A 20437-nucleotide genomic window follows, 5' to 3' on the forward strand; every position below is an offset into this window, starting at 1 on the left:
TTTTTCCGGCTATCATGCGCTGGCAATGCCTATTAGCCGGAAGTTTCACAGGTGATGCTGTCGCGTCATGCGAGTCAGCCTGATCGTGGGCTGTGACGCTTGCCGATCTACTTGTCTTCCCTCACGGCAGCATTGCACCGATGGTCGCGGCAATCGCGTCAGCATTGGTGCGTTCCATATTGCTTAACACGATTACCACGCTCTGCGTGTCGGGGTAGTAAGCGAGGTGGGTGACAGCCCCTGACATAAAGCCGGGGTGGTAGATGACCTTGCGCCCGTTGCGATCTTCGATCTTCCAGCCGTAGCCGAAATGGTTGCGGACGGGGGTGTACATCTGGGAGAGTTCGGCGGCGGGTAACAGTTGTCCACCGTTAAGCGCTGTGACAAACCGGTAGAGGTCTTCAACCGTTGCATACAGACCGCCGGCGCTGTAGAGATTGCTGGTGTCAATTGGAATCGCCCGTTCCGCCCCCGGCCCAAGATAGCCAACTGTGCCGTTGAGCGCCGATGCATCGCCGCTGTCGTAGCCGCTGTTGGTCATACCCGCCGGTGCGAAGATGTTGGCGCGGATGTAATCAGCGTAGGATTGGCCGCTCACCGCTTCGATTACCAACCCTAGCACGACGTAGTTGGAATTGCCGTAGCGAAAGGCGCTGCCCGGCGCGAAGTCGAGCGGCAAGTTGCGAAACCGGGCCGCGAGCTGGGTCGGCGTGACCGGCGAACGTTCGAGTTGCTCGAAGTCGCGGAAGTCGGTGTAGTTCGGAATGCCGGCAGTGTGGGTGAGGAGGTGGTGGAGCGTGATCGGCTGCCATGCCGGCGGGCAGTCGGGTAGGTAGCGGCAGACCGATTCGTTGACGTTGAGTTTGCCCGCCGCTTGCAACTGCATAATCGCCAGCGCCGTGAACGGCTTGGTGATCGAAGCGATGCGGAAGCGGGTCTGAGCCGTGTTGGGCAGATCGCGCTCGACGTTGGCCTGCCCGTAGCCACGGGCCACCAAGATGCGCCCCTGCGTCGCTACCAGCACCGAGCCGCGAAATTGGCCTTTTTCGGTCAGATCGCGGAGGGAGAGGTCGATTTGGGTGGCGATATCAACCAAGCTCGGCGTTGGCGTCGGACGCACCGGTTCCATGACCGCCACCAAGGGGGTGCTGGCCGGCAATGGCCGGTCGGGGGTGACGCTGGGCAAGATGGTCGGCTGCGGTCCCACCGGCGCCCACGCCGAGATGACCGGATCGCGCTGGCCGCAGGCGGTCAACACGATGATGGCGAGGATGGATATAGCAATCGTCAAGCAGCGCATGGACATATCAAGACGCAAAGCGAGCAAAGGCACAGAGACGTTAAACGCACAGGCGCTAAGAGCGCCAAGGGACGCAAAGGATTAGAATAACTCTCTATGCACTCTGGTGACCTCGGCGGTAAATTCCCCACCCCAACCCTCCCCTAGGGAGGGAGGGAGACAGATGCGCACTCTGCGGCCTCGGTGGTAAACCTCATCCCAAGGGCGCAAACCGGTTCTGCGCCGCCGCCATCGTCGCCAATTCCGCCGCCGTCCAATCGGAAGGCGTGATAGTTACATCGTACCGCTGATAGAGCGCAACGGCAAATGCGGTTGCCAAGGATGCGAGATTGGGCGGGTTAGTGCAGACAGTGACGAGATCGGTCACCCGTTCTGCCAGCCGTTCCACTAAGAGTCGGCGTTCAGACTCAGAAATAGCCAACAGCGCCGCCAATTGTGCCCCCGGCCAATGGGTATAGAGGCCGACTTGAAACAGCATCCCTTCCCGCCGGCGGATCTGGGCAAAACCCACCAGTTTGTGCCCGCCTACCAGCACTTCGTATGGCGATTGGCCGCCAAAACATGCCCGCGCTACCAGCGGATCGAGCGTTGCCCGGTCAGCACGCGCGGCAGCGATCTCGATCAGCGTGGTTGCGACGCCAAACTGGGCCAAGGTCGCTTGCCATACCTCGCCCAACCAGCGATACGACTCGCTGACGTCGGGATGGGCCAGCGGATGATCCGCCGGCAGCGCAATGTCTTGCATCAAGAAGCCGGGCACGAAGAGCACGGCCGTACCGCCGCTAGCTCGCCGATGCAGCGTGATGCCAGCATTCGCCAAGGCCGCCTGATCAACCTCGTTCAACTTTTGGCCCGAACCGATCACCAACGCCGGCTGGGGCGCGGCGGCATACCAGCGAACCGCCGGTTGGGGCGTGGTCGCTAAGCCGGCCAGCATCGCCGCGCCGGCAGCCAACTCGCTGGCCGGATCGCCCTGCGCCGGCGGTAGTAGTCGCCACGACGTCATTCCTTCCATTGGCATTCCCGTAACGGCGCCGCAAAGTGAGCAGCGACACCGGCAGCCAACGTCTCAAGCTGCGTTCGCGTTGCCGCCGGCAACGCCCCAAACGGACGCAAGGTCACCACGAGCGCCGAACCACGCCAATCATACCGCCACGTCCCCACGATCCGCCCCGCCACCACGATCGTCGCCTCGACATGGCCAGCGGGCCGCCAAACCTGTTTATAGCCGACTGCATCAACCAACCAGCTCCGGTCGCGGGTAGCGAGCAAGAGCGGGTCAAACCGGCCCAGCAAGCGCGGCGGTACATCACCCGGTTCCGGCAATACTGCCAAACGCGCTAATTGACTCTGCAACCACCATGCTGGCTTACCGGCGATCGCCACCTTCACCACTTCATCACCCAACAACGTCAACCAACGCTTGATCTCAACTTGCGTGCGCCCTCGCCACGCAGTCAGATCGGCGAGGGTTGCCGGGCCAAAGGCAGCCAGATAGCGGCGGATCAGCTCGGCATTCGCTTCCTCAGATGATGGCGGATCCCATGCCAAATCAGGCCGCCAGCGCAACCGGTGGGCCATGCGGGCTTCACCGCCGTTGGGGGCGACGTGGCAAGCCAAGCCGCGCCGGGTCAGAATGGCAAAAATCCCGCCCCAACCCGACAAATGGCGATCATCAATCTCAGGGGCGAGACGGCGCAGATCACTGCGCCCCATCGTCTCGTGCTCGGCCAGCCAGCGCGCAGCGCGCGCGATAAACGCCTCATACGCTGCCGGATCCCAGCCCTCACGCAGCGCCTCTTGCTCCCAATAGGTGGCGCGACCAGCCTGTGCCGCGTAGATCAGCGGCCAATCGGTCGCGGCGTACAGATGCAACGTCCCACGCTGGCCCCACAACCGCACTAGCGAACGTTCGTGGTAGAGCAGATGATCCAGTTGGGCCGCCGTAAAATCCGGCACGCGATTCCACAATGCCAACCCGGCGGCGGGCAAAATCTGCGCCTGCACACCGGCAAGATGTATAGCCGCCGCCACCGCATCGGCAAACGGCGCCAGCAAGCCGTTCTGGGCAAACCGCGCAACAGCCGCCTGTTCGAGTGTCACATCGAGCGCAGCTTTCATGGCGACCTCATCACGGCTAGGGCCGCTGCACCACGGGCAAAGACCCGCGCTAGCGGTTCGCCGTCAGATGGAATGGTTGGTGTAGGCACGATTTCAACGGCAGCGGAACCAAGCGTGTTCACAACGGCAGCAACCTCACGAGGATCGGCAAAGGCAGGTAAGACCACCAGTGCAGCGCTATCAGGATCAAGCGTGCCGCGCCAGATTTGTGGCTGTTGTTCTAGCGGCAAATCTGACGTGAGAAACCGCACGGTATCACTGAGCGCCCACTCGCGCGGCAGATAGACAGGCACGGTCTGCGAGGCATCATCAGGCGCAGCAGCCCGCCGCACAATCTGGGCCATCACCGTCTCAACCCGATCAAACTCGCCATACACTCGCGGATCATGTCCCATCAGGCCGAAATAGACCCACAGGTTCACGGCCAAGCTGCCGGCAAGCGCGGCAAGGATTAACCAGCGCCGCCACTGCGCACCGGACGCCAACCGGCTCAACCCCCACCCAGCCAGCGCACAAGCCGGCGCGAGGGTGCCGAGCGATCGCATAGCATGCGGCGCATTGAAACTCAACAATCCCGGCAGGTAGTAAAGCAGCCACAGCGCCAATAAGACCACCGCTGCCGCGCGCCGCGCGCGCCACCCCAACCCCACGCCGATTAGCAAGAGCAGTCCAACCACTGGATCAACCATCGGCGCCAGCGGCAAATGGTGGCGACCATTCGTTTCACCCTGCACATGCCACATCAAGCCGTAGCGTACAATGTTCTCAGTGAGAAAATCAAGTGGACGGTGACGGTAGAGATTATCAGCTTGAAAGATGGAGACAAAACCGACCCGCCGGTTAAAGCCGGCGCTATCGGTCAGCACGTACCACACGATCGGAGCAACCACGATAGCCCCAATGAGTGCGGTCAGCACCAGCCGTGGCCAAGCAACGCGCCAACGTTCTCGATCGCGACCTAAGCGCACCAACGCCACCACCAACAAAGCCAACGGCGCTAGCCGCCCGGTGTGGTAGGTATAGACAGCCAGCCCACCCAACACTGCCGCGCCGGCCACGTACCAGCACCAACCGCGCCGCGCCGGATCGAGACCGCGCCACAGCAATCCAGCCGCTGTCAGTACCAGCAAATGATCGAGCGTAGCAGGGAAGGCCCAGCGGCTCATACTCAACGACCACGACGCCCACGCCAGCAACGCTGCGCCCAACACTGCCGCTCGCCGTCCGATCACCGGCGCAGCAAACCAATAGAGCGCCGGCGGCGTCAGCGCGCCAGCCACTGCGCTCACCAGTCGCGCGCTCCACGCTGCCGGGCCTAATAGACCAATCACCGGCGCCATCAGGTAAAAGAGTAGCGCCGGCAGATCGGCGAACACTGGCACATAGATCGGGCGAAAGCTCGGATCTGACCAGATCTGCAAGGCGAGCAAACCATGGCGTGCTTCGTCACGCCACAATGCCGGCGGCATCTGATCAAGCGCGACCAAACGTGTCATCAAGGCGATAGCCGTTATTGCTGCCAACAGGCCGCCGATTGGCCATACAGAACGTTCTTCAGAATCAGCAATCAGGGGCCATGCCAACCCAACCCCACCGATCACGAGCGGCAACGCAATCCATGCCGGAGTGCTAGCCCGCAAGGCGAATAGGCTGGCTAAGGCTACGACCAGCCCCATCCAACCCACGATTGACCGGGCAGCCGCCCATTGGGTTACCGAACGCCAGCCAGCCGCAAGCTCTGGCCATATCACCAACGCGAGCGCCGGCAACACCGGCCACCACGGCCATGGCACGGTAGGCAACCAGTACTCAGCCGTTGCCGGAACCAGCGCCAAACCGAGCGCCGGCGCGAGCGCCAACAGCGCCCCTGCATCGCGCCAAAACACGGGCCACCGCCACACAACGCCTGCCATCCACACCAGCAGCGGCAAGGCGCTCCACGCGATGGTTTGGGCGCTCAAGGTTGGACGATCGGCCAGCGACCACTGCCTAACACCACTCAAGGCGACGCCTAACTCGCGCACATCGGGCAGAGCGATGTATGGTTCGGTAGACCAGCGCAGCACAGTCTCACCAGTAGCAGTGGCAGGCACTAACAAACGGTAGCGACGCCAATATCCGGCGACCGTCACCGTACCCACGTCGCCATCTTGATAGGCAAATGTCGCTTGGGCCGGTGCCATGCCCGGCTGGCGCGGCGCAGCCAAGCGCAGCTCAACCACGGCTGGCGTGCCGCGATAGCCATAGAGAAACAACCCCGCCTGCGGCTGCGACCAGCGAAACAGATCGGTTTCGTTTTGTTCGTTACCGTGGAAACCAACCAGTACCGGTTCGTGATCTTCACCAACGCGCCAAGCGTGCGGTGAACGAACCGGCGAGAAGCATAACAAACCGATGGCGATGAGCGTTAATGCCACCGGCAGCAACAGGGCTGGTTGAAGCGAAAAGGTTGGGCGCGCAAGTGTTCTAATCACGCCGCGTATTATAGCTTCAGATCGGGAACGGTGCAACCGTGGTGGAGAGAGATTGCGCATTAGACTACGCCAGTTTGCTTCCCACGCAACGCACCGAGCAGCCAATCGGTAATCGCCGCCAAACTACGCTGGCCAAAGAGCCGCACATAATCCGACGCCGCCACTAGTGGCCCCGGATCGGCACCGCCGTTGCGTTCACGCAGATACCAGCGGTGATCCATGATCCAGCGGTAGAGATCGGCCTCGGTGCGGCCGGGGAAGTAGCGCAGTGCATTTTGCGCCCGGATGACCTCGATCACCGGCATATAGACATTATCATACCAACTCGCTACCGCCTCCTCGCGCGACACTGGCCGGCCTAACTCTTGGCCCAGATAGTAGCGATGGGCATTGATATGGCGCACCAGATCGAGATAGCCGCCGGGTTCGCTAAACTCGATTCGCTGATCGGGACGCAGATCGGCAAGGCCAGTCCACTCCAGAAAGTCGCTATACTCCTCTTTCAAGAGCAGATCGCGCACGCTGAGATTGGTATCGAGCGGCACATCAACCACCAGTTCGGTCACAATCGCGTCAATCTCGCGCTGGCCCTGAAAGCGGGCTACCGAAATACGGTGATGGCCGTCTTTGACAAAATAGATATCACCTAGTTTATACAACTCCACCGACGGCAAGGGTGTACCTTCGTGATGGGCACGATCGATGCTCATCCAACGAAAGCGATTGGCGTTATGCCGAGGCGCAAACTGGCGGTCGAAATCGCTGTAACGGCCCTCGCTGCCGATGATCTTTTCGAGCGGAACTGTCTGATGACCAAGGTAATGCTGCCCGCGCACATTCAGCCGCGCCCGCACCTCATCGAGCGGCAACAATTCGTTGGGGCGGCGCGTAATCAGGGCCAGCAGCTCGCGCAGCATCTGATCGCGGCGAATACGGGTAAATTCATCATGGACTATCGCTTGAATGGCTGACATCGGCCACTCCTTTCGGCCTCATCATAGTGATGGTCAGCGCACACACCGCGCTCGGCAAGCGACCGGCGATGCCGGCAGCCGTTGTCGCGGGTATCGTACCATGAGTCAGACGCGCTTGCAATCTAAAAAGTTGCACAAAAAACTATCTCGAAGGATTGTGAGATAGCCACAAAGAGACGCCCAAGCTGTCTAAAACCCGTATGGAGCATAGTTGTCGACCAGGGAAGGAGCGTGCTATGTGTGTGAGGCATCACGATGCTATGCACTGCGCCTACAGCAATGACGTTAAACCTCAAGTAGCTAGCCAATGACCATCTCACACCACCAGATCCAGCACCCGATAGCCGGCGGTGTTGATGACAAGCGTATCACCCACCTGCGTCTCGGTGGCATGGCCAAAGCCATACGAGAGATGGATGTGGCCGTGGATGAGGTAGCGCGGGCGAAACCACTGCATCATCAATAGCAACGCGCGAAAGCCGCGATGGGGGTAATCGGGTCCGTTGTGAATGCCGAGCGGCGGCGCATGGGTCAGCAAGACATCAAGATACCGGCCATAGCGCAGCCGGTTGAGCAACAGGCGCGGCGCCATCCGCCACACCCGCAGCATCATCTGCGTCTCGGTGTACTGGTGATGGACATCGGGCTTGTAGCGGATCGAACCGCCCAAACCGCCGATCAACAGTCCTTGATGGCGCACCACTCGATCTTCGACACAGACCGCGCCACGGGCATAGCCGACCACTTGCCCATCGGCTTGCACCTCCGGCGAATCGTGGTTGCCCCAGACATAGAAACAGGGCTGACCAAGCATCGTCACGACAAACTCAAGGTAATAGATCGGCAGATCACCGCAGGCCAGCACTAATCGGACATCGGCGAAGCGTTGTTTGATATTGAGACTGTAGACGGCTGGGACGATTTCGTCGCTGATCGTAAGCGTGCGCATGCCGCCTATTGTACTCTATTCTGCACCCGCTGAAACAGCCGGTTCAGGCAACGGCAAATAGATGGCGAAGGTGCTGCCGCGCCCAACTTCACTCGCCACTGTCACATAGCCGCTATGCGCTTCGGCCACCCATTTCACGATCGACAATCCCAACCCGGCGCCGCCGCTATGGCGCGAACGCGAGCGATCCACCCGGTAGAAGCGGTCAAAAATATGGGCACGTTCAGCTTCGCTGATACCGACACCGGTATCAGCCACACTCAGACAGGCAAACTGCTCGTAACGTTCGAGCCCCAACACCACCAACCCTCCCGGAGGTGTGTATTGCAGTGCATTCACCCCTAGATTCAACAACGCCTGCTTAATCCGATCACGATCACCGTAGACCAAAATTTGATCCTCAGCGCCGATCCGCAACCGCACTTGGCCGGCCAACGGGCGCAGCTCGCGAAACACCTCAAGCAACAGCGTATCCAGCTCAACCGGTTCGTGGCGCAACGCGACATGCGTCTCGCTTTGGACCAGCAGCAACAGATCATTCACCATCCGGATCAAGCGCGCCGTTTCGCGGCGCATATCGTCGATCACCTCTTTGAGCAACGCCGGATCGGCGCCGGCGCCGCGATCGAGCACTTCGAGATTTCCCTGCATCGCCGTCAAGGGTGTGCGCAACTCGTGGCTGACATCAGCCACAAACCGCTGCTGGGTGGAAAAGAGCTGTTCGAGCCGCGATAACAACTCATTGATCGTCACAGTCAATTGGTGCAGCTCGTCACGCTGAGCCGGTTCGGGGATCCGGCGACCGAGATCCTCGGCCCGCACGATGCTCTGCGCGGTCGAGGTGATTTGCTCAATTGGTCGCAATGCCCGCTTCGAGAGGTACATCGCGCCAAGACCGGTCACGATCAAGGCAATCATCCCGCCGCCAAGCAAAATTTGTTGCAAGAGCGTCAACGTATCAGCCACATCATCAAGCGGGCGCGAGACTTGCAAGAAACCGAGCAATTGGCCATCACGCAAGACAACCGGGGTAATCAATGACTTGACCGGCACACCGTTGACGTCACGGACAAGCGTGATCCCGTTCGTATTGGTTGAGGTCAATTGCAGCGCTTCTGGCGGCAATGGCAGCATATACGGTTCGAGATTCGGGGTATTGCTCACCAAGGTGCCATCAAGACGAAAGAATTGCGCGCCGATATTGCGATTGGTGAACAGTTGAATGAAATCACGATCAAGGTAGAGTTGCAGTTGCCCGCTCGGTGTCCGGATGCTTTGCAAGCCAACGGCATTAAGGATCGCCCGCACCTGCTGCGTTGCTGAGGTCAAATCGCTTTGCACGCCAGCGTAGAGCGCTTGCGCGACGGCGAAATGGACACCGACGCCGATGACCAGCAACGCAACCGAGAAGAGGCTGGTGTAGAGTAGGGTCAACCGCACTCGAAACGGAACGGCAATCAAGCTTTGGCGCAAATGCTGCCATGGCAGCCGGCGCAGTGGCGCTGCCGGAGGTTGGTCAGGGGCAGAGGCAAGGGAGGGTTGCACCAGTTTGTCGTTGATATCAGTCATACGTCTACAATACGAAATTTAAGTAAGTTGGTGAGATTTTTAGGCTATCTATTGTAGGATTTCTCGTGCGATGTGCTGATCCGAGTGGCGAAGCAATCCCTCCGGCAGCGGGAGCAACCTGCTCAGGCATCCTGCCCGCTGAAACAGGAGATTGCTTCGGGCGCGCCGCGCCCGAAGCAATGACAGCCAAACCTTGTCCTTGCGCGCCGCTAGAGGCGGCGAAGCAATCTCCTCCGAACGGGAACGATGCCCTATTGCCATCAGCATACCACATTGCCCGTTGGCATGAAGGGTTGACAATTCAATGAAATCAGATCATACTACCTAAGGTTCATTTTTTTTTGAAATTTCAAATATTCCAGCTAACGCCGATGAGCATCTACGAATTTTCCGCCCACACCATTGACGGTGAACTACAACCACTCTCCACGTATCGCGGTAAGGTGTTATTGATCGTCAACGTTGCCAGCCACTGTGGGCTTACGCCGCAGTACGGCGACCTCGAATCGCTCTACCGGCGCTATCGCGAGCGCAGGTTGGTGGTTCTCGGCTTTCCGAGCAACGATTTCAACCAAGAACCGGATGATGAAGCGACGATCAAATCCTTCTGCGCCCGCAATTATGCCGTGACGTTTCCATTATTTGCCAAGATCCATGTGAATGGGCCAGACACCCATCCGCTCTTCGCTTATCTCAAAGAGCAACAGCCGGGTTTAAGTCCTGATGGTGAGATCAAGTGGAATTTCACGAAGTTTTTGGTTGACCGCAATGGTCGCGTAGTGCGCCGCTTTGCGCCGACCGATACGGTCGGTGCGGTTGAGCGCGAGGTGTTAGAGTTGCTGTGATGAAATGATGAGAGGGTTGCGGTTGTTTATATAGAGTGCGGCAGTGTAACTGCCGCACTCTATATCACCCCTACGCTTCCCCTCCCCCGTCTCTCTGCGCGCACATAAAGCGCGGCAGGTTGACTGCAGCACTCTATGATGTTGCCAGCCTTACGGTGCGAAATCACCACCGCCGAAGTCGTCAAATCCGGCGCCAGCCGTGTTGTGGAACCAGACGCCGATCTGGCCGCCAGTGCCTACATAGCGGTTGCCGGCAGCGGGTCGGGTGTCGGCGACACCGATCTGCTCGCAGCGCACGAAGACGTCGACCGTGCCGTCGGCCCGCGCCCGCGCGCCGAGGACGTCGCCGGCGGCAAGGGTGGCGGCATAGGTAGCAACGGTCACGAAGCCTTGGCCGGGCACAAATGCCTCAACTACCACCTGCTGGTTCACCGCATCGTAACTTACCAGCAGCGCGCCGTTCCGTCCGCCGCTCCCGCGTACCTTCAACGCCAGCGTGTGGTGCTGGCCATTCGGGTTGATCGCGGTCAACCGCATGAAGGCTTCTTGCTCCGGCCCAAACACCGTTGGTCGCCACAGCGCCAACCCGCCCTTCTCGACCGTCACTGCATTGCCGTCGATCCGGTACCGGTCAAGCTGGGTCGCGCCGCTCCAGTTCGATCCCAAGCGACCGTTGGCCCGGTTGAACGTATCAAGGGTAGATAGAGCCGGAAAGGGACTCACCTTCACGATCAAGCTCTGCACCGGTTCAGTATTACCGGCGCCATCGCGAGCAAAGAACTCGACCGTATAATTGCCCGCGCCGCTGAGAGTGAAGGGAGCGGTGTAGGGCAGGAAGGCGCCGCCATCCACGCGGTAGGCAATTTCCACTACCCCCGACCGATCATCGCTTGCGCTGAGTGTCACCGTCGCGCTGCCGGCGTAGCAGTCAGCCGGGCAGAGCGGGTTGACCGGGCCGCTGACGCTGACCAGCGTGACCGGCGGTACGCCATCAAGGTTGAGACCAACCACCACCGGATCGTGATCCGAGGTGCGGTAGAAGTCGGGTGCGTACAGGCTGCTGATCTGGCCCGCCGACTTGAAGTTGGTGTTGTAATCGAGCACCGTTGGCTCGTCGGCGTTGATGTGCCATTCGGCTACTCCCGTGATCTGCGCGCCGAGACTGGCGTTGACCAGTGCGTAGTCGAGGTAGCCCCATTGGCCGTTGAAGACATACGAGTAGGCGTTCGGGCCGCCGAACCGCTCGATTAGGTTCTCGTAGCCTTGCGCCTCTAGCGCCCGGATGGGATCTTCTTTGGCGTAGCTGTTGAGGTCGCCGATGATCAGCACATCCGGGTCGTTCACGCCGGTCGGGTCGGTCGCCAGCCACGCCGCCAGTGTATTGGCCGCGTTGGTGCGCACGATGTTGCAGTTGCCCTGCCCATCGCCGGCATCGGGGGCATCGCAGGCGCTACCCTTGCTCTTGAAGTGGTTGATCGTCACCACAAACCGCCCGCCGCTGGCGTTTTCGGCAAACGCTTGCGCCAGCGCCGCCCGGTTGCGCGGTGCGCTATCGCCGCCGGTGATAAACGCCGGCGTGTTGAGCGCTGCAGTCTGACCAACCGGCGTGACTAGCGCCGGCTGGTAGATAATGCCGACCTTGATTGCATCGTTGCCCAACGCATCCGCCTGACCGGTTGCCGCATCCACATCGATAAACGCATACCTCCCCGGCGCAGTAGCCGCGTTGAGCCGGTTGACCAGATCAGCGATGGCGCTATTCGGGCCGTAGCCGTCATTCTCCATCTCGATCACACCCAGCACGGTCGGGTTCAGCGCCACGATCGCCGCGACTGTCTTGGCGGTTTGGCGGGCAAACTCGGTCGCATTCTCGGCCCCGCGGCAATCGGTCGCGCCGCCGGTCAGGCCGTTGGTGCAGCCGCTGAAGGTATTGAAGTAGTTGAGCAGATTCATCCCAACCACGGTGATGCTGCCACCAACGTTCGGCGGGGCAGTGGGGCGCGGATTCTCGGTCACGAAGGCCGGCACGCCGCCCCCCGGCCACAGATCGCTCAGATCGCCTACCGGGCGCACCCGGTAGGCATTGCCGCTGGCCGCATTCCCCGCCCACGTGTAGGTCATCACCCCGATCAACCCGGTCACGCTATCGCCGCCGCGCAGCGTATTGCTCGCGCTGAGCGGATTGCCGCCGCGGCCAAACAGGATTGGGTCGGGGTTCTGATTCTGCAAGTTATCATCCACGATAATCCGGTTCAAGCCGTTGGCCGTCTGTAACGCATTTGCCAACGGCCCCGGCGGATAGAGACTGGTCGGCTGGTAGAGGCGATCTTCCGCTGACATCACCACTTGCCCAAACCGGCCAAGCTGGAAGTGCTCGGTAACGACCAGCTTCATCGGGAAGCGCACCAGCATGCCCTCGTAGCGTTCGAGGTAATCGGCGCTGGGGAAGGGCATTGTCACATCAACCGGATCAGCCGTACTGCTGCCAACGATTGTGATCTGCGCGGCGCTAATTTGGGTCTGGCCCTGAAACTCGCTGACCGTCCCTCGCACCCGCACTAGATCGCTCAGACTCACGTTATTGTTGTTACCGTTGAAGACAAAGATACCCTCTGACGTTAGCGGGTCGGCGTCCCAATCGGTAGCCTCTTCTTGCACATAAAACCCGCGCAGATTGGGTGACGGCCCTTCAAAATCACCCACCACCACACCTTCGATCAGCACCTCTTCAGTTGCGCAAGGCGTAATCTCGGTAGTGCCCTGAGTCTGGCTGATCAGGCTCACATTCGGCACATCGGGACAATTGCCCGTCATCGGCGGTGGTGGCGGCGCGCTGCATAGGTTCGCCGGACTGCTGGTATTGCGCGGATTGGGCGGCCCGGCGCTGAAATCGCTCGCGTTGTTATCGGTCTCGATACAGCCATTACCGTTGCGCAGCGCAGCCGTGGTATTACTCAGGGTTGGCGCCGGTGCACCTTCAAAGAAGTTCGCATTGCCGTAACCGACCAGATCGATAATCAGCGCCAACTGCGTCGGCGTACACGGCGTCGAACCGCCGTTGCAGGCAAGACCGCTGGTGCTATTGACCAACGCGAACTTGCCGGCGCTAGCGCTCGCGTTGATCGCGCCGGTTGCATTAGGCGCTGGCAACGGCGCACCGGTCGCGCCGCCGGCCAATTGCACTAGATAATACTGGCCGGGAGCAAGCGAACCGCTCAAGAGCACTACCGGGTTGCTGCCGAAATTACCGGTGCCGGTCGCACTGGCATACTGGATCGACAACCCGCTCAGCGAAACCGTCGTTGTCCCGCGATTGAAAATCTCGACAAAATCGTTCGTGTACGGCGCGCCACTATTCCCGCCACCGCCATACACTTGGCTAATCACCAGATCGGCGCTCACCGCGCGCGCCACCGGCCACCCGGCCCCCAACGGCGCAACGACAAACGCCACGACGAGTACCAACACTACCCAACGGCGAATCCCGCCAAACGCAGAACGCATACCTTCCACCTCGTTGCTTCAGCGCGCTGTTCCGCCGGCAACCGCACCGGCGCGCAGTTGCCGGCGGAACCACACAGTTCGGAAGATGCCAATCCAACGGCGACACGGCCATGCGGCGGGCAGGCGAGGATACGAGCGAGGTACACCACGTCGCAATGGTTGAACAATCAGATGTCTCTAATGATAGACGCAAAGCGTGAAAGCGGTGTTAAGGCAATGTTGGCTCAAACGAGAAATCTGATGACAGTTTTGTCACTATCGTGCTGAATAAACTGTAAAGCCGCACCACTGTGCGGCGCTACTGGTTATCACCGCCCATACGGTATTTGATGTCGTAATGGATGATAAAATCCAACTCCGCATCGGTGAAGCCGTAATGCGTCGCTAACGCGCGGTCAATCCGGTCGAGGATCGGTTTCGCCTGCGCCACATCCACATTGATCTCGCTCGTCTGAATGATCGTCCCGCGCCGCAGCCGGGTGGTGCGGTGCGCGGCGTACACTGCCAGCAAGGCTTGTTCGAGTTCTTGATATATATTTATGTCAATTTGATGAAAATCAAATACCGGCAGTTCCCACACTTCGCGCGCGACCACATCCATACAATTTGAATTGATAATCCAATACCAATAAAAGAGTTGGCTATTCAATAACCCCACGACCACCGGACGAAGGTGGGCAGGCACCACAATCAGTTTGTAGTGTGACGATAGTTTTTCCAGTAATGCTTTGCGCCAGTATCGCCCGCCGGAATGATAATAGACCGCTACGCCGTCTGCCACCACGAAATCTTTCAGTTTGCGCTGGTGCGCATGCATTTTTGCCAGTATCTTGATCTCGATCGGCGCGCCAATCTTGGGCAACGGATTCGCATGGCCTGCTATGCCGTCCCACCGGCAGTACGCCAGCTTTTCAAACAAGAAGGGCCGGTCGCTGTGTACGCCGCTCAACCAACGGTAGTAAGACGTGGTGTAGACGGTTGGTTCAGTTTCAGCGTGCTGGAGCAGGGTAATCGTGAGGTTCATATCAACCCCGGCAAAGAGTTTGCCGGGCCGCACCGCGTAGTTGCTGTGCCATTGGGTGTAGGCGCGGTAGAGGCGCTGTAACGAGTGCATGCTATCTGTCGATATAGCGGCGATGGGTACGATCATGCCAAAGCGGCCTCGTTTCGCTAACAACCTCAATGCGCGTTCGATGACCAACGCATAGAGATTGCCGCCATCTTCGGTGATGTACCCCGCCACCCGATACTCATGCCGCACCTTGCTATAGGCGACATAGGGCGGATTGCCCACAATCACTTCAAACCCGCCACCGGCGAGGATGTCGTAAAACGCGGTAAACCAGTGCAGCGGCTGGGTGTTGTAGCCGCCGGCGGGCAATCGCCAGAGCTGGCCGCTCTGAGCCAAGTCGCGGTCGAGTTGCGCATTGAGCTGGTCAAGCCGTTCGCGCAGGCGCCGGCGCGTCACGCTCCCATCCGCCGGATCGAGGTTAAAGCGAAGCTGCGCGGCGCGATACGCCGCCAACTCGCACTGCACGGCCTGTAGCTCGTCCAGCAGCTCAGGCGCAGCCGAGCCAATCTCCTCCGGCTGCGCATACCCGACCAGCGCATTGCCGGCTCGCAGGTTGAAATCGATATCCGGCAACGGTTCAATGTGACTTACATCGTCGAGGTCAGCCACCATGCGGAGAAACAGCCGCAACTTGCTGATCTCAACCGCTTCGGCCATCAGATCAACACCGTAGAGGTTGCGCACAACGATGCTCTTGGTAATGAAGTAGTCCCGGTTCGCGTGCCCATCTGCTTCCGCCACCACCGTGCGCAACGGCAAGCCCGCTGTCTGCTTCAACTCCACCAGTTCGTCCATCCGGTCGAGCACGGCGGCATAGATCGGCTTGAGCACCCGCAGCGCCGCTAACAGAAACGCGCCGGAACCGGCGGTCGGATCGAGCACGCTGAGCGGCAACCGGCCCTGTGCCGGATCGCCGGCCAAGGCGGTGTAGAGTGCGTACACTTTGGGCGCATCGAGCAGCCGGATGAGGTCGAGCAGCAACGCTTCAAGATCGAGATTCGCCGTCACCGCGTCGTTGATCGTCGTGATCTGGCCCGCCGCCGCCGCGGCCTCAATCGCCGCCACCCGTGCGCGCCGCTGCGCCTGCTCGCGCGCAGTTTCGTTTGGCAACGGCTCAGCCTGTTTCAGCGCCGGGTAGAGGTAGGTTGTGATCGTCTGCGCCAATCGGAGCGGCGCGAGCGATAGGCCAGCTTTGTCGAACAGCGCTGGGATGATGGTCGCGCGGCAGATGTAGCCGGTGATGTCATCGCGGGTATAGTAGGCTCCCATCTGCTTTTGATTAATGTACTGTTCAAAGATATACCCCAACACATCGGGGTCGATCTCGCGGTCACTTGTGCCGGGTCGCTCGCTCAGATGCCACCGCCAACCGCTGAAAAACGCAAACAACCGCTCAAACGCACTGTCAGGAATATCCAGCGCAGCGCCATACTGCTCCTCTAACGGATGCGGTGCAAACAAGCCGCCATTGAGATAAGGGATTGTACCCAGCATCCGCTGAACTTCCGGGGTGCGCTGGGCCAGCGGGCGAGCAAAGCCCTCGAAAAAAAGTGCGTGCAATACGTCGCGATAATAGCGATCCGGCCCCAGATGCTCCTTACTCCACGCCAGACGCTCCCGGAGATACTCGCGGTTCTGGTTCAAACAGCCTTTCGCTTGCAGAAAAGCGATAAACAGCAAGCGATTCAGCATCACCGAGGCATACCAGCGTCGGTCGCTTTCGGCGGGAATGCCGCGCACAATGGCCTGAAAGGCGTCGTGGTGCTGCTTGCATTCAGCGTAGAAGCGTTTAATAATCTGCTCAACCTGCGGGTGGTGCGTGACCCGCGCTGAGGGAGTGATGGTGATGCGCATGATGTTAGAGTTTGCCAAATGCAGTATTCGCCTGCAACCGTAGAGCCGCATCGCCGTGCGGCTCCTGATCAATTATTGTCATCAAAGACCACACCAGCAACCGCACCCCAACCAATCAAACCGCCCCATCCCCGCACTCGCGCAATATTACCCTCAAAACGGATCCGCCACAATTGTTGCCAGCGCCGCCGCTGGCGTTTGCACGGCAATCACCCCGCCCAGACAACGATGATGCTCGTCATCGAGACTGACCAACGTTGTGCCGTAGCGCTGCGCAACCGCCGCGTAGACTGCATCAGTGCCACGCAGAAAGCGATCGGCTGCCAACTCGGCGGCGGCTTGCGCCAATGCCGTATCGAGCGGAACATACGTGGTATGAGGCAGATCGCGCAATAGGTCGGCGTAGACCCTACCCTGCATTGGATCGTGGAAGAAGCGACTAAATGCGCTGGCCACTTCCGGCAGCACCAACAAGGGTTCGACCAAAGGGATCGCTTTCATCCGGATCACTTCTAGTAATTCATCGCACACGATCGCCGCCGGGTCTTTTGCGTTGATCCGGCGCATCAAGACACTGGCATCAAGTGTGAACATGGTCAGAACCCTCGATCATCTGTTGGCGGCTGCGGCGATCAGAAAGCAATTGCTCGGACGGATCAGGGCTAGAGGGCGCCAGCGTTTCCATTTCACGCCAAAACGACGCCAGTTTCGTCCACGGATCGGCGCCGGCGCCGGTTTTTGCAGGTGTGGCAGGCAGTGTGGCCGCCAACCGCCGGGCCAGATCCGCAATGAGCTGGGCCTGTTCGGCGGGAGTGAGCTGTTCGGCCAGTTGCTGTACTTCGGCGAGAGTCACAGGCATCGGTGTGATCCTTTCAGCGAGATGCCAGTATTGTAGCGCACGGCGGTGTAGTTGACCGCAGAGGGAAGAAGGCGACTCTAGCGCTTACCTTCATCCCACTTGTGTTGTTTGTATCTTTTCGCGGCTATTCCCTTTGCGTCTTTTTGTGGCTATTCCATCCCACAAATCGCCCCGGCCACCGCCACTTGACCCAACGCCAATCCGCCATCGTTCGGCGGGGCAAGGCGCGGGATCAGCACAGTGAAGCCATCGGCTTGCAACGCATTGGTCAGCGTCTCTAGCAGCAAGACATTTTGAAACACGCCGCCGCTGAGAGCGACGATTGTAAGACCGCGCTCGTCGCGTAGCCGCCGGCACGCCGTCAAGAGCGCCTGCGCCACGCCGTGATGCACCCGGCCCGCGATCGCTGCCGGTGCAACCCCGGCCCGCAGATCATCGACCAGCGCCGCCAGCAACGCCAATCCGTCGAGCATGAACGGCTCGCCGGCAGTGACTGGCTCACGCAGCGGCATGGGATAGGGCGGCTGCTGCGGATCGGCAATCTGCTCGAAGAGAATGGCCAGCTCGCCTTCGTAACGGGCAATCTGGCCCATCCCGGCCAGTGCGGCGGCGGCATCGAACAGCCGGCCAAGGCTTGAGGTGCGTGGACTATTGAGGTTCCGTTCAATCATCCGGGCCAGCACCTGCCATGCCGCCTGATCGAGCTGTTGGGTAAACGGCAATGCCAGCCGCCAGAAATCAGGGCCGTAGAGCTGAGCTAGCGCCGCCGCTGCCACCCGCCACGGCTGGCGCACCGCTTGCTCGCCGCCGGGCAAGACCAGCCACCCTAGATGCCCCACTCGTTCGTAGGCGGTGCAGGTCGCTATTAGCATCTCACCCCCCCACACCGTACCGTCCGGCCCGTAGCCGCTGCCATCGGCGGCAACCCCGATCACCGGCCCGGCGTGGCCGTATTCGGCCAGTACCGCCGCGATATGGGCATGATGGTGCTGTACACCGATTTTGCGCTCGATCGGCATTGCCAGCGCCGCTTGGGTGGCGAGATAACCGGGGTGCAGATCGTAAGCCACCACCTCCGGCGTGATATCAAACAATCGTTGAAAATGGGCAATCCCCTCGTGGAATGAGCGCAGAGTAGGCAGATTCTCAAGATCACCGATGTGATGGCTAAGAAAGACCTCGCGCCCGCGGGCGAGTGCGAAAGTGTTCTTGAGATGGCCACCACAGGCGAGGAGCGGGCGGGGCAGTTCGCGAGCGAGCGTGATCGGCGCCGGCGCATACCCGCGCGAGCGGCGAATGAGCAGTGGCCCGCCGGCGGCCACCCGTGCCACGCTATCGTCACAGCGCATGTGAATGGGCCGGTTGTGCGTTAAGAAAGCATCGGCAATCGGCCCTAACCGTTGCGCCGCATCATCATCCTCATATGCAATCGGCTCATCGCTCAGATTGCCGCTGGTCAGCACGATGGCCGCCACCCGCGCCGGCCCGACCGCTGCCGCGTATTCAGCCAGCAGCAGATGATGCAACGGCGTGTACGGTAACATCACCCCCAGCGTCTGCATTCCCGGCGCAACCGATGGTGCCACCGGCGTGCTAGGCCGGCGCGGCATCAGCACGATCGGGTGGGCTGGACTAGTCAGCAACGCGCGCGCTGCTGGTTCGATGATGCACAATTGCTCAGCCGTTGCTTCATCACGGGCCATCAAGGCCAATGGCCGCGCCTCGCGCTGCTTGCGCTGACGCAACCGGCTCACCGCCGCTTCGTCATCGGCGGCACAGGCTAAATGGTAGCCGCCCAACCCCTTGATTGCCACGATCTGGCCCTGCGCCAAAGCCGCCGCCACTGCTCCCAGCGGATCCGAGGAAGACGACTCCGCAGCGCCAACCTCGCCAACCGTGAATTGCTCAACCGATACCCCAGTTGCTCCCCTCTCCCCGCCGGCGGGGAGAAGGGTTGGGGGTGAGGGCTGTTCCTCTCCAAGCACATGAGGGTGTTCCTTTGTCCCTATCTCCCCACTCCCCACCCCCCGCGCAAACCGCACCTGCGGCCCGCACGCCGGGCACGCGGTCGGCTGGGCGTGAAACCGGCGATCGCGCGGATCGTTGTATTCGGCCCGGCACCGTGCGCAGAGCGGAAAGCGGCGCATCGTGGTATTGGCGCGGTCGTAGGGCACATCGAGCACGATCGTAAAGCGGGGGCCACAGTTGGTGCAGTTAGTAAAGGCATAACGATAGCGCCGGTCGGCGGGATCGGTGATCTCGCGCAGGCAATCAGCACAGGTAGCAGTATCAGGCGCGATCAACGTGCGACGTTGGGTCTGTGCTTGGCTGGCCGCGATCACAAACGTGCGCTCACCCAATAATGATAACGACTCGATGCTCACTTGCTCGATGCGAGCCAGCGGCGGCGCTTCGTGTTGCAATGCCGTCACAAACTCGTGCAGCGCACATTCCTCACCCTCGATCTCAATTGTCACGCCGGCGCTATCGTTGCGCACAAACCCGGCCAGCCGCCAGCGTTCAGCCAAGCTAAACACAAAGGGCCGGAAGCCGACCCCCTGCACAATCCCGCGCACATTGACCCGCCAGCGTCGCTGCTGGGGGTTGGTTATCGTTTGTTCTGTCATTGTTATGTTTAGTTAAAACACAATCACACAACTACTAGACGTCTTTCCACCTCGCCGGCTGCCGTTGCGATCCCAACATTTTAATGCAACGTCACTTGCGCTATCACTGTAGCACGCATCCCCATTTTGCACAAGATGATCCCGAACACTTGCACCGCTATCATAACCAAAGGTTATGAAGTTATCACTTGACGTTAATGATTCGTGACCGCTATAATTCGTACCAACAATCACGTTTTACGTATCACTACCGGCCAAGCCGCCACACTTCAGGCTTTTGCTCGTCGCA

Annotated in this window: 13 protein-coding genes; 1 reads left to right on the forward strand and 12 read right to left on the reverse strand. The window is 60.2% G+C overall.

Annotated features, from left to right (window positions below):
• Nucleotides 1–121: 121 nt before the first annotated feature.
• The 7 genes from U9R61_RS18055 to U9R61_RS18085 all read right to left on the reverse strand — a co-directional run bounded on the left by U9R61_RS18055 (nt 122) and on the right by U9R61_RS18085 (nt 9387).
• Nucleotides 122–1306 (reverse strand): serine hydrolase domain-containing protein, encoded by a 1185-nt coding sequence (locus U9R61_RS18055; RefSeq protein WP_322490207.1) that lies wholly within the window; start codon nt 1304–1306, stop codon nt 122–124.
• A gap of 187 nt (nt 1307–1493) precedes the next feature.
• Entirely contained in the window at nt 1494–2315 is an 822-nt protein-coding gene (locus U9R61_RS18060) for a lipoate--protein ligase family protein (RefSeq protein ID WP_322490208.1), read from the reverse strand.
• A complete protein-coding gene (locus tag U9R61_RS18065) occupies nt 2303–3421 on the reverse strand; it encodes a winged helix DNA-binding domain-containing protein (protein ID WP_322490209.1) in 1119 nt (372 codons plus the stop codon). The genes U9R61_RS18060 and U9R61_RS18065 overlap by 13 nt, the downstream gene beginning before the upstream one ends.
• Nucleotides 3418–5895, reverse strand: coding sequence for an ArnT family glycosyltransferase (locus U9R61_RS18070; protein ID WP_322490210.1), 2478 nt, complete (start codon nt 5893–5895; stop codon nt 3418–3420). Before U9R61_RS18070 ends, U9R61_RS18065 begins: the two co-directional genes overlap by 4 nt.
• 59 nt (nt 5896–5954) lie before the next feature.
• Nucleotides 5955–6869, reverse strand: coding sequence for a DUF4032 domain-containing protein (locus U9R61_RS18075; RefSeq protein ID WP_322490211.1), 915 nt, complete (start codon nt 6867–6869; stop codon nt 5955–5957).
• Nucleotides 6870–7185: 316 nt separating this feature from the next.
• Entirely contained in the window at nt 7186–7818 is a 633-nt protein-coding gene (locus U9R61_RS18080; RefSeq protein ID WP_322490212.1) for a metallophosphoesterase, read from the reverse strand.
• 15 nt (nt 7819–7833) lie between these two features.
• A complete protein-coding gene (locus tag U9R61_RS18085; protein ID WP_322490213.1) occupies nt 7834–9387 on the reverse strand; it encodes an ATP-binding protein in 1554 nt (517 codons plus the stop codon).
• A 371-nt stretch (nt 9388–9758) separates the two neighbouring features.
• Between U9R61_RS18085 and U9R61_RS18090 the strand changes: the two genes are divergently transcribed.
• A complete protein-coding gene (locus U9R61_RS18090; protein ID WP_322490214.1) occupies nt 9759–10232 on the forward strand; it encodes a glutathione peroxidase in 474 nt (157 codons plus the stop codon).
• Between the two features lie 150 nt (nt 10233–10382).
• Here the strand turns inward: U9R61_RS18090 and U9R61_RS18095 are convergent, their stop codons facing one another.
• The 5 genes from U9R61_RS18095 to hypF form a co-directional block, all read right to left on the reverse strand.
• Nucleotides 10383–13736 carry an ExeM/NucH family extracellular endonuclease gene (locus tag U9R61_RS18095; protein ID WP_322490215.1) on the reverse strand — a complete coding sequence of 1118 codons (3354 nt, stop codon included), beginning with the start codon at nt 13734–13736 and terminating at the stop codon, nt 10383–10385.
• Nucleotides 13737–14034: 298 nt separating this feature from the next.
• On the reverse strand, nt 14035–16662 hold the full coding sequence (locus U9R61_RS18100; protein WP_322490216.1) for an Eco57I restriction-modification methylase domain-containing protein: 2628 nt from the start codon (nt 16660–16662) through the stop codon (nt 14035–14037).
• Between the two features lie 153 nt (nt 16663–16815).
• Nucleotides 16816–17256, reverse strand: a complete 441-nt coding sequence (locus U9R61_RS18105) for a type II toxin-antitoxin system VapC family toxin (protein ID WP_322490217.1) — start codon at nt 17254–17256, stop codon at nt 16816–16818.
• The gene (locus tag U9R61_RS18110) at nt 17243–17521 is read right to left on the reverse strand and encodes a hypothetical protein (RefSeq protein ID WP_322490218.1); all 279 of its coding nucleotides are present in this window, start codon (nt 17519–17521) and stop codon (nt 17243–17245) included. The genes U9R61_RS18105 and U9R61_RS18110 overlap by 14 nt, the downstream gene beginning before the upstream one ends.
• Before the next feature lie 149 nt (nt 17522–17670).
• Nucleotides 17671–20148, reverse strand: coding sequence for a carbamoyltransferase HypF (hypF, locus tag U9R61_RS18115; RefSeq protein ID WP_322490219.1), 2478 nt, complete (start codon nt 20146–20148; stop codon nt 17671–17673).
• Nucleotides 20149–20437: the final 289 nt, after the last annotated feature.

Source organism: Chloroflexus sp. (genome assembly GCF_034431535.1).
GTDB lineage: Bacteria > Chloroflexota > Chloroflexia > Chloroflexales > Chloroflexaceae > Chloroflexus.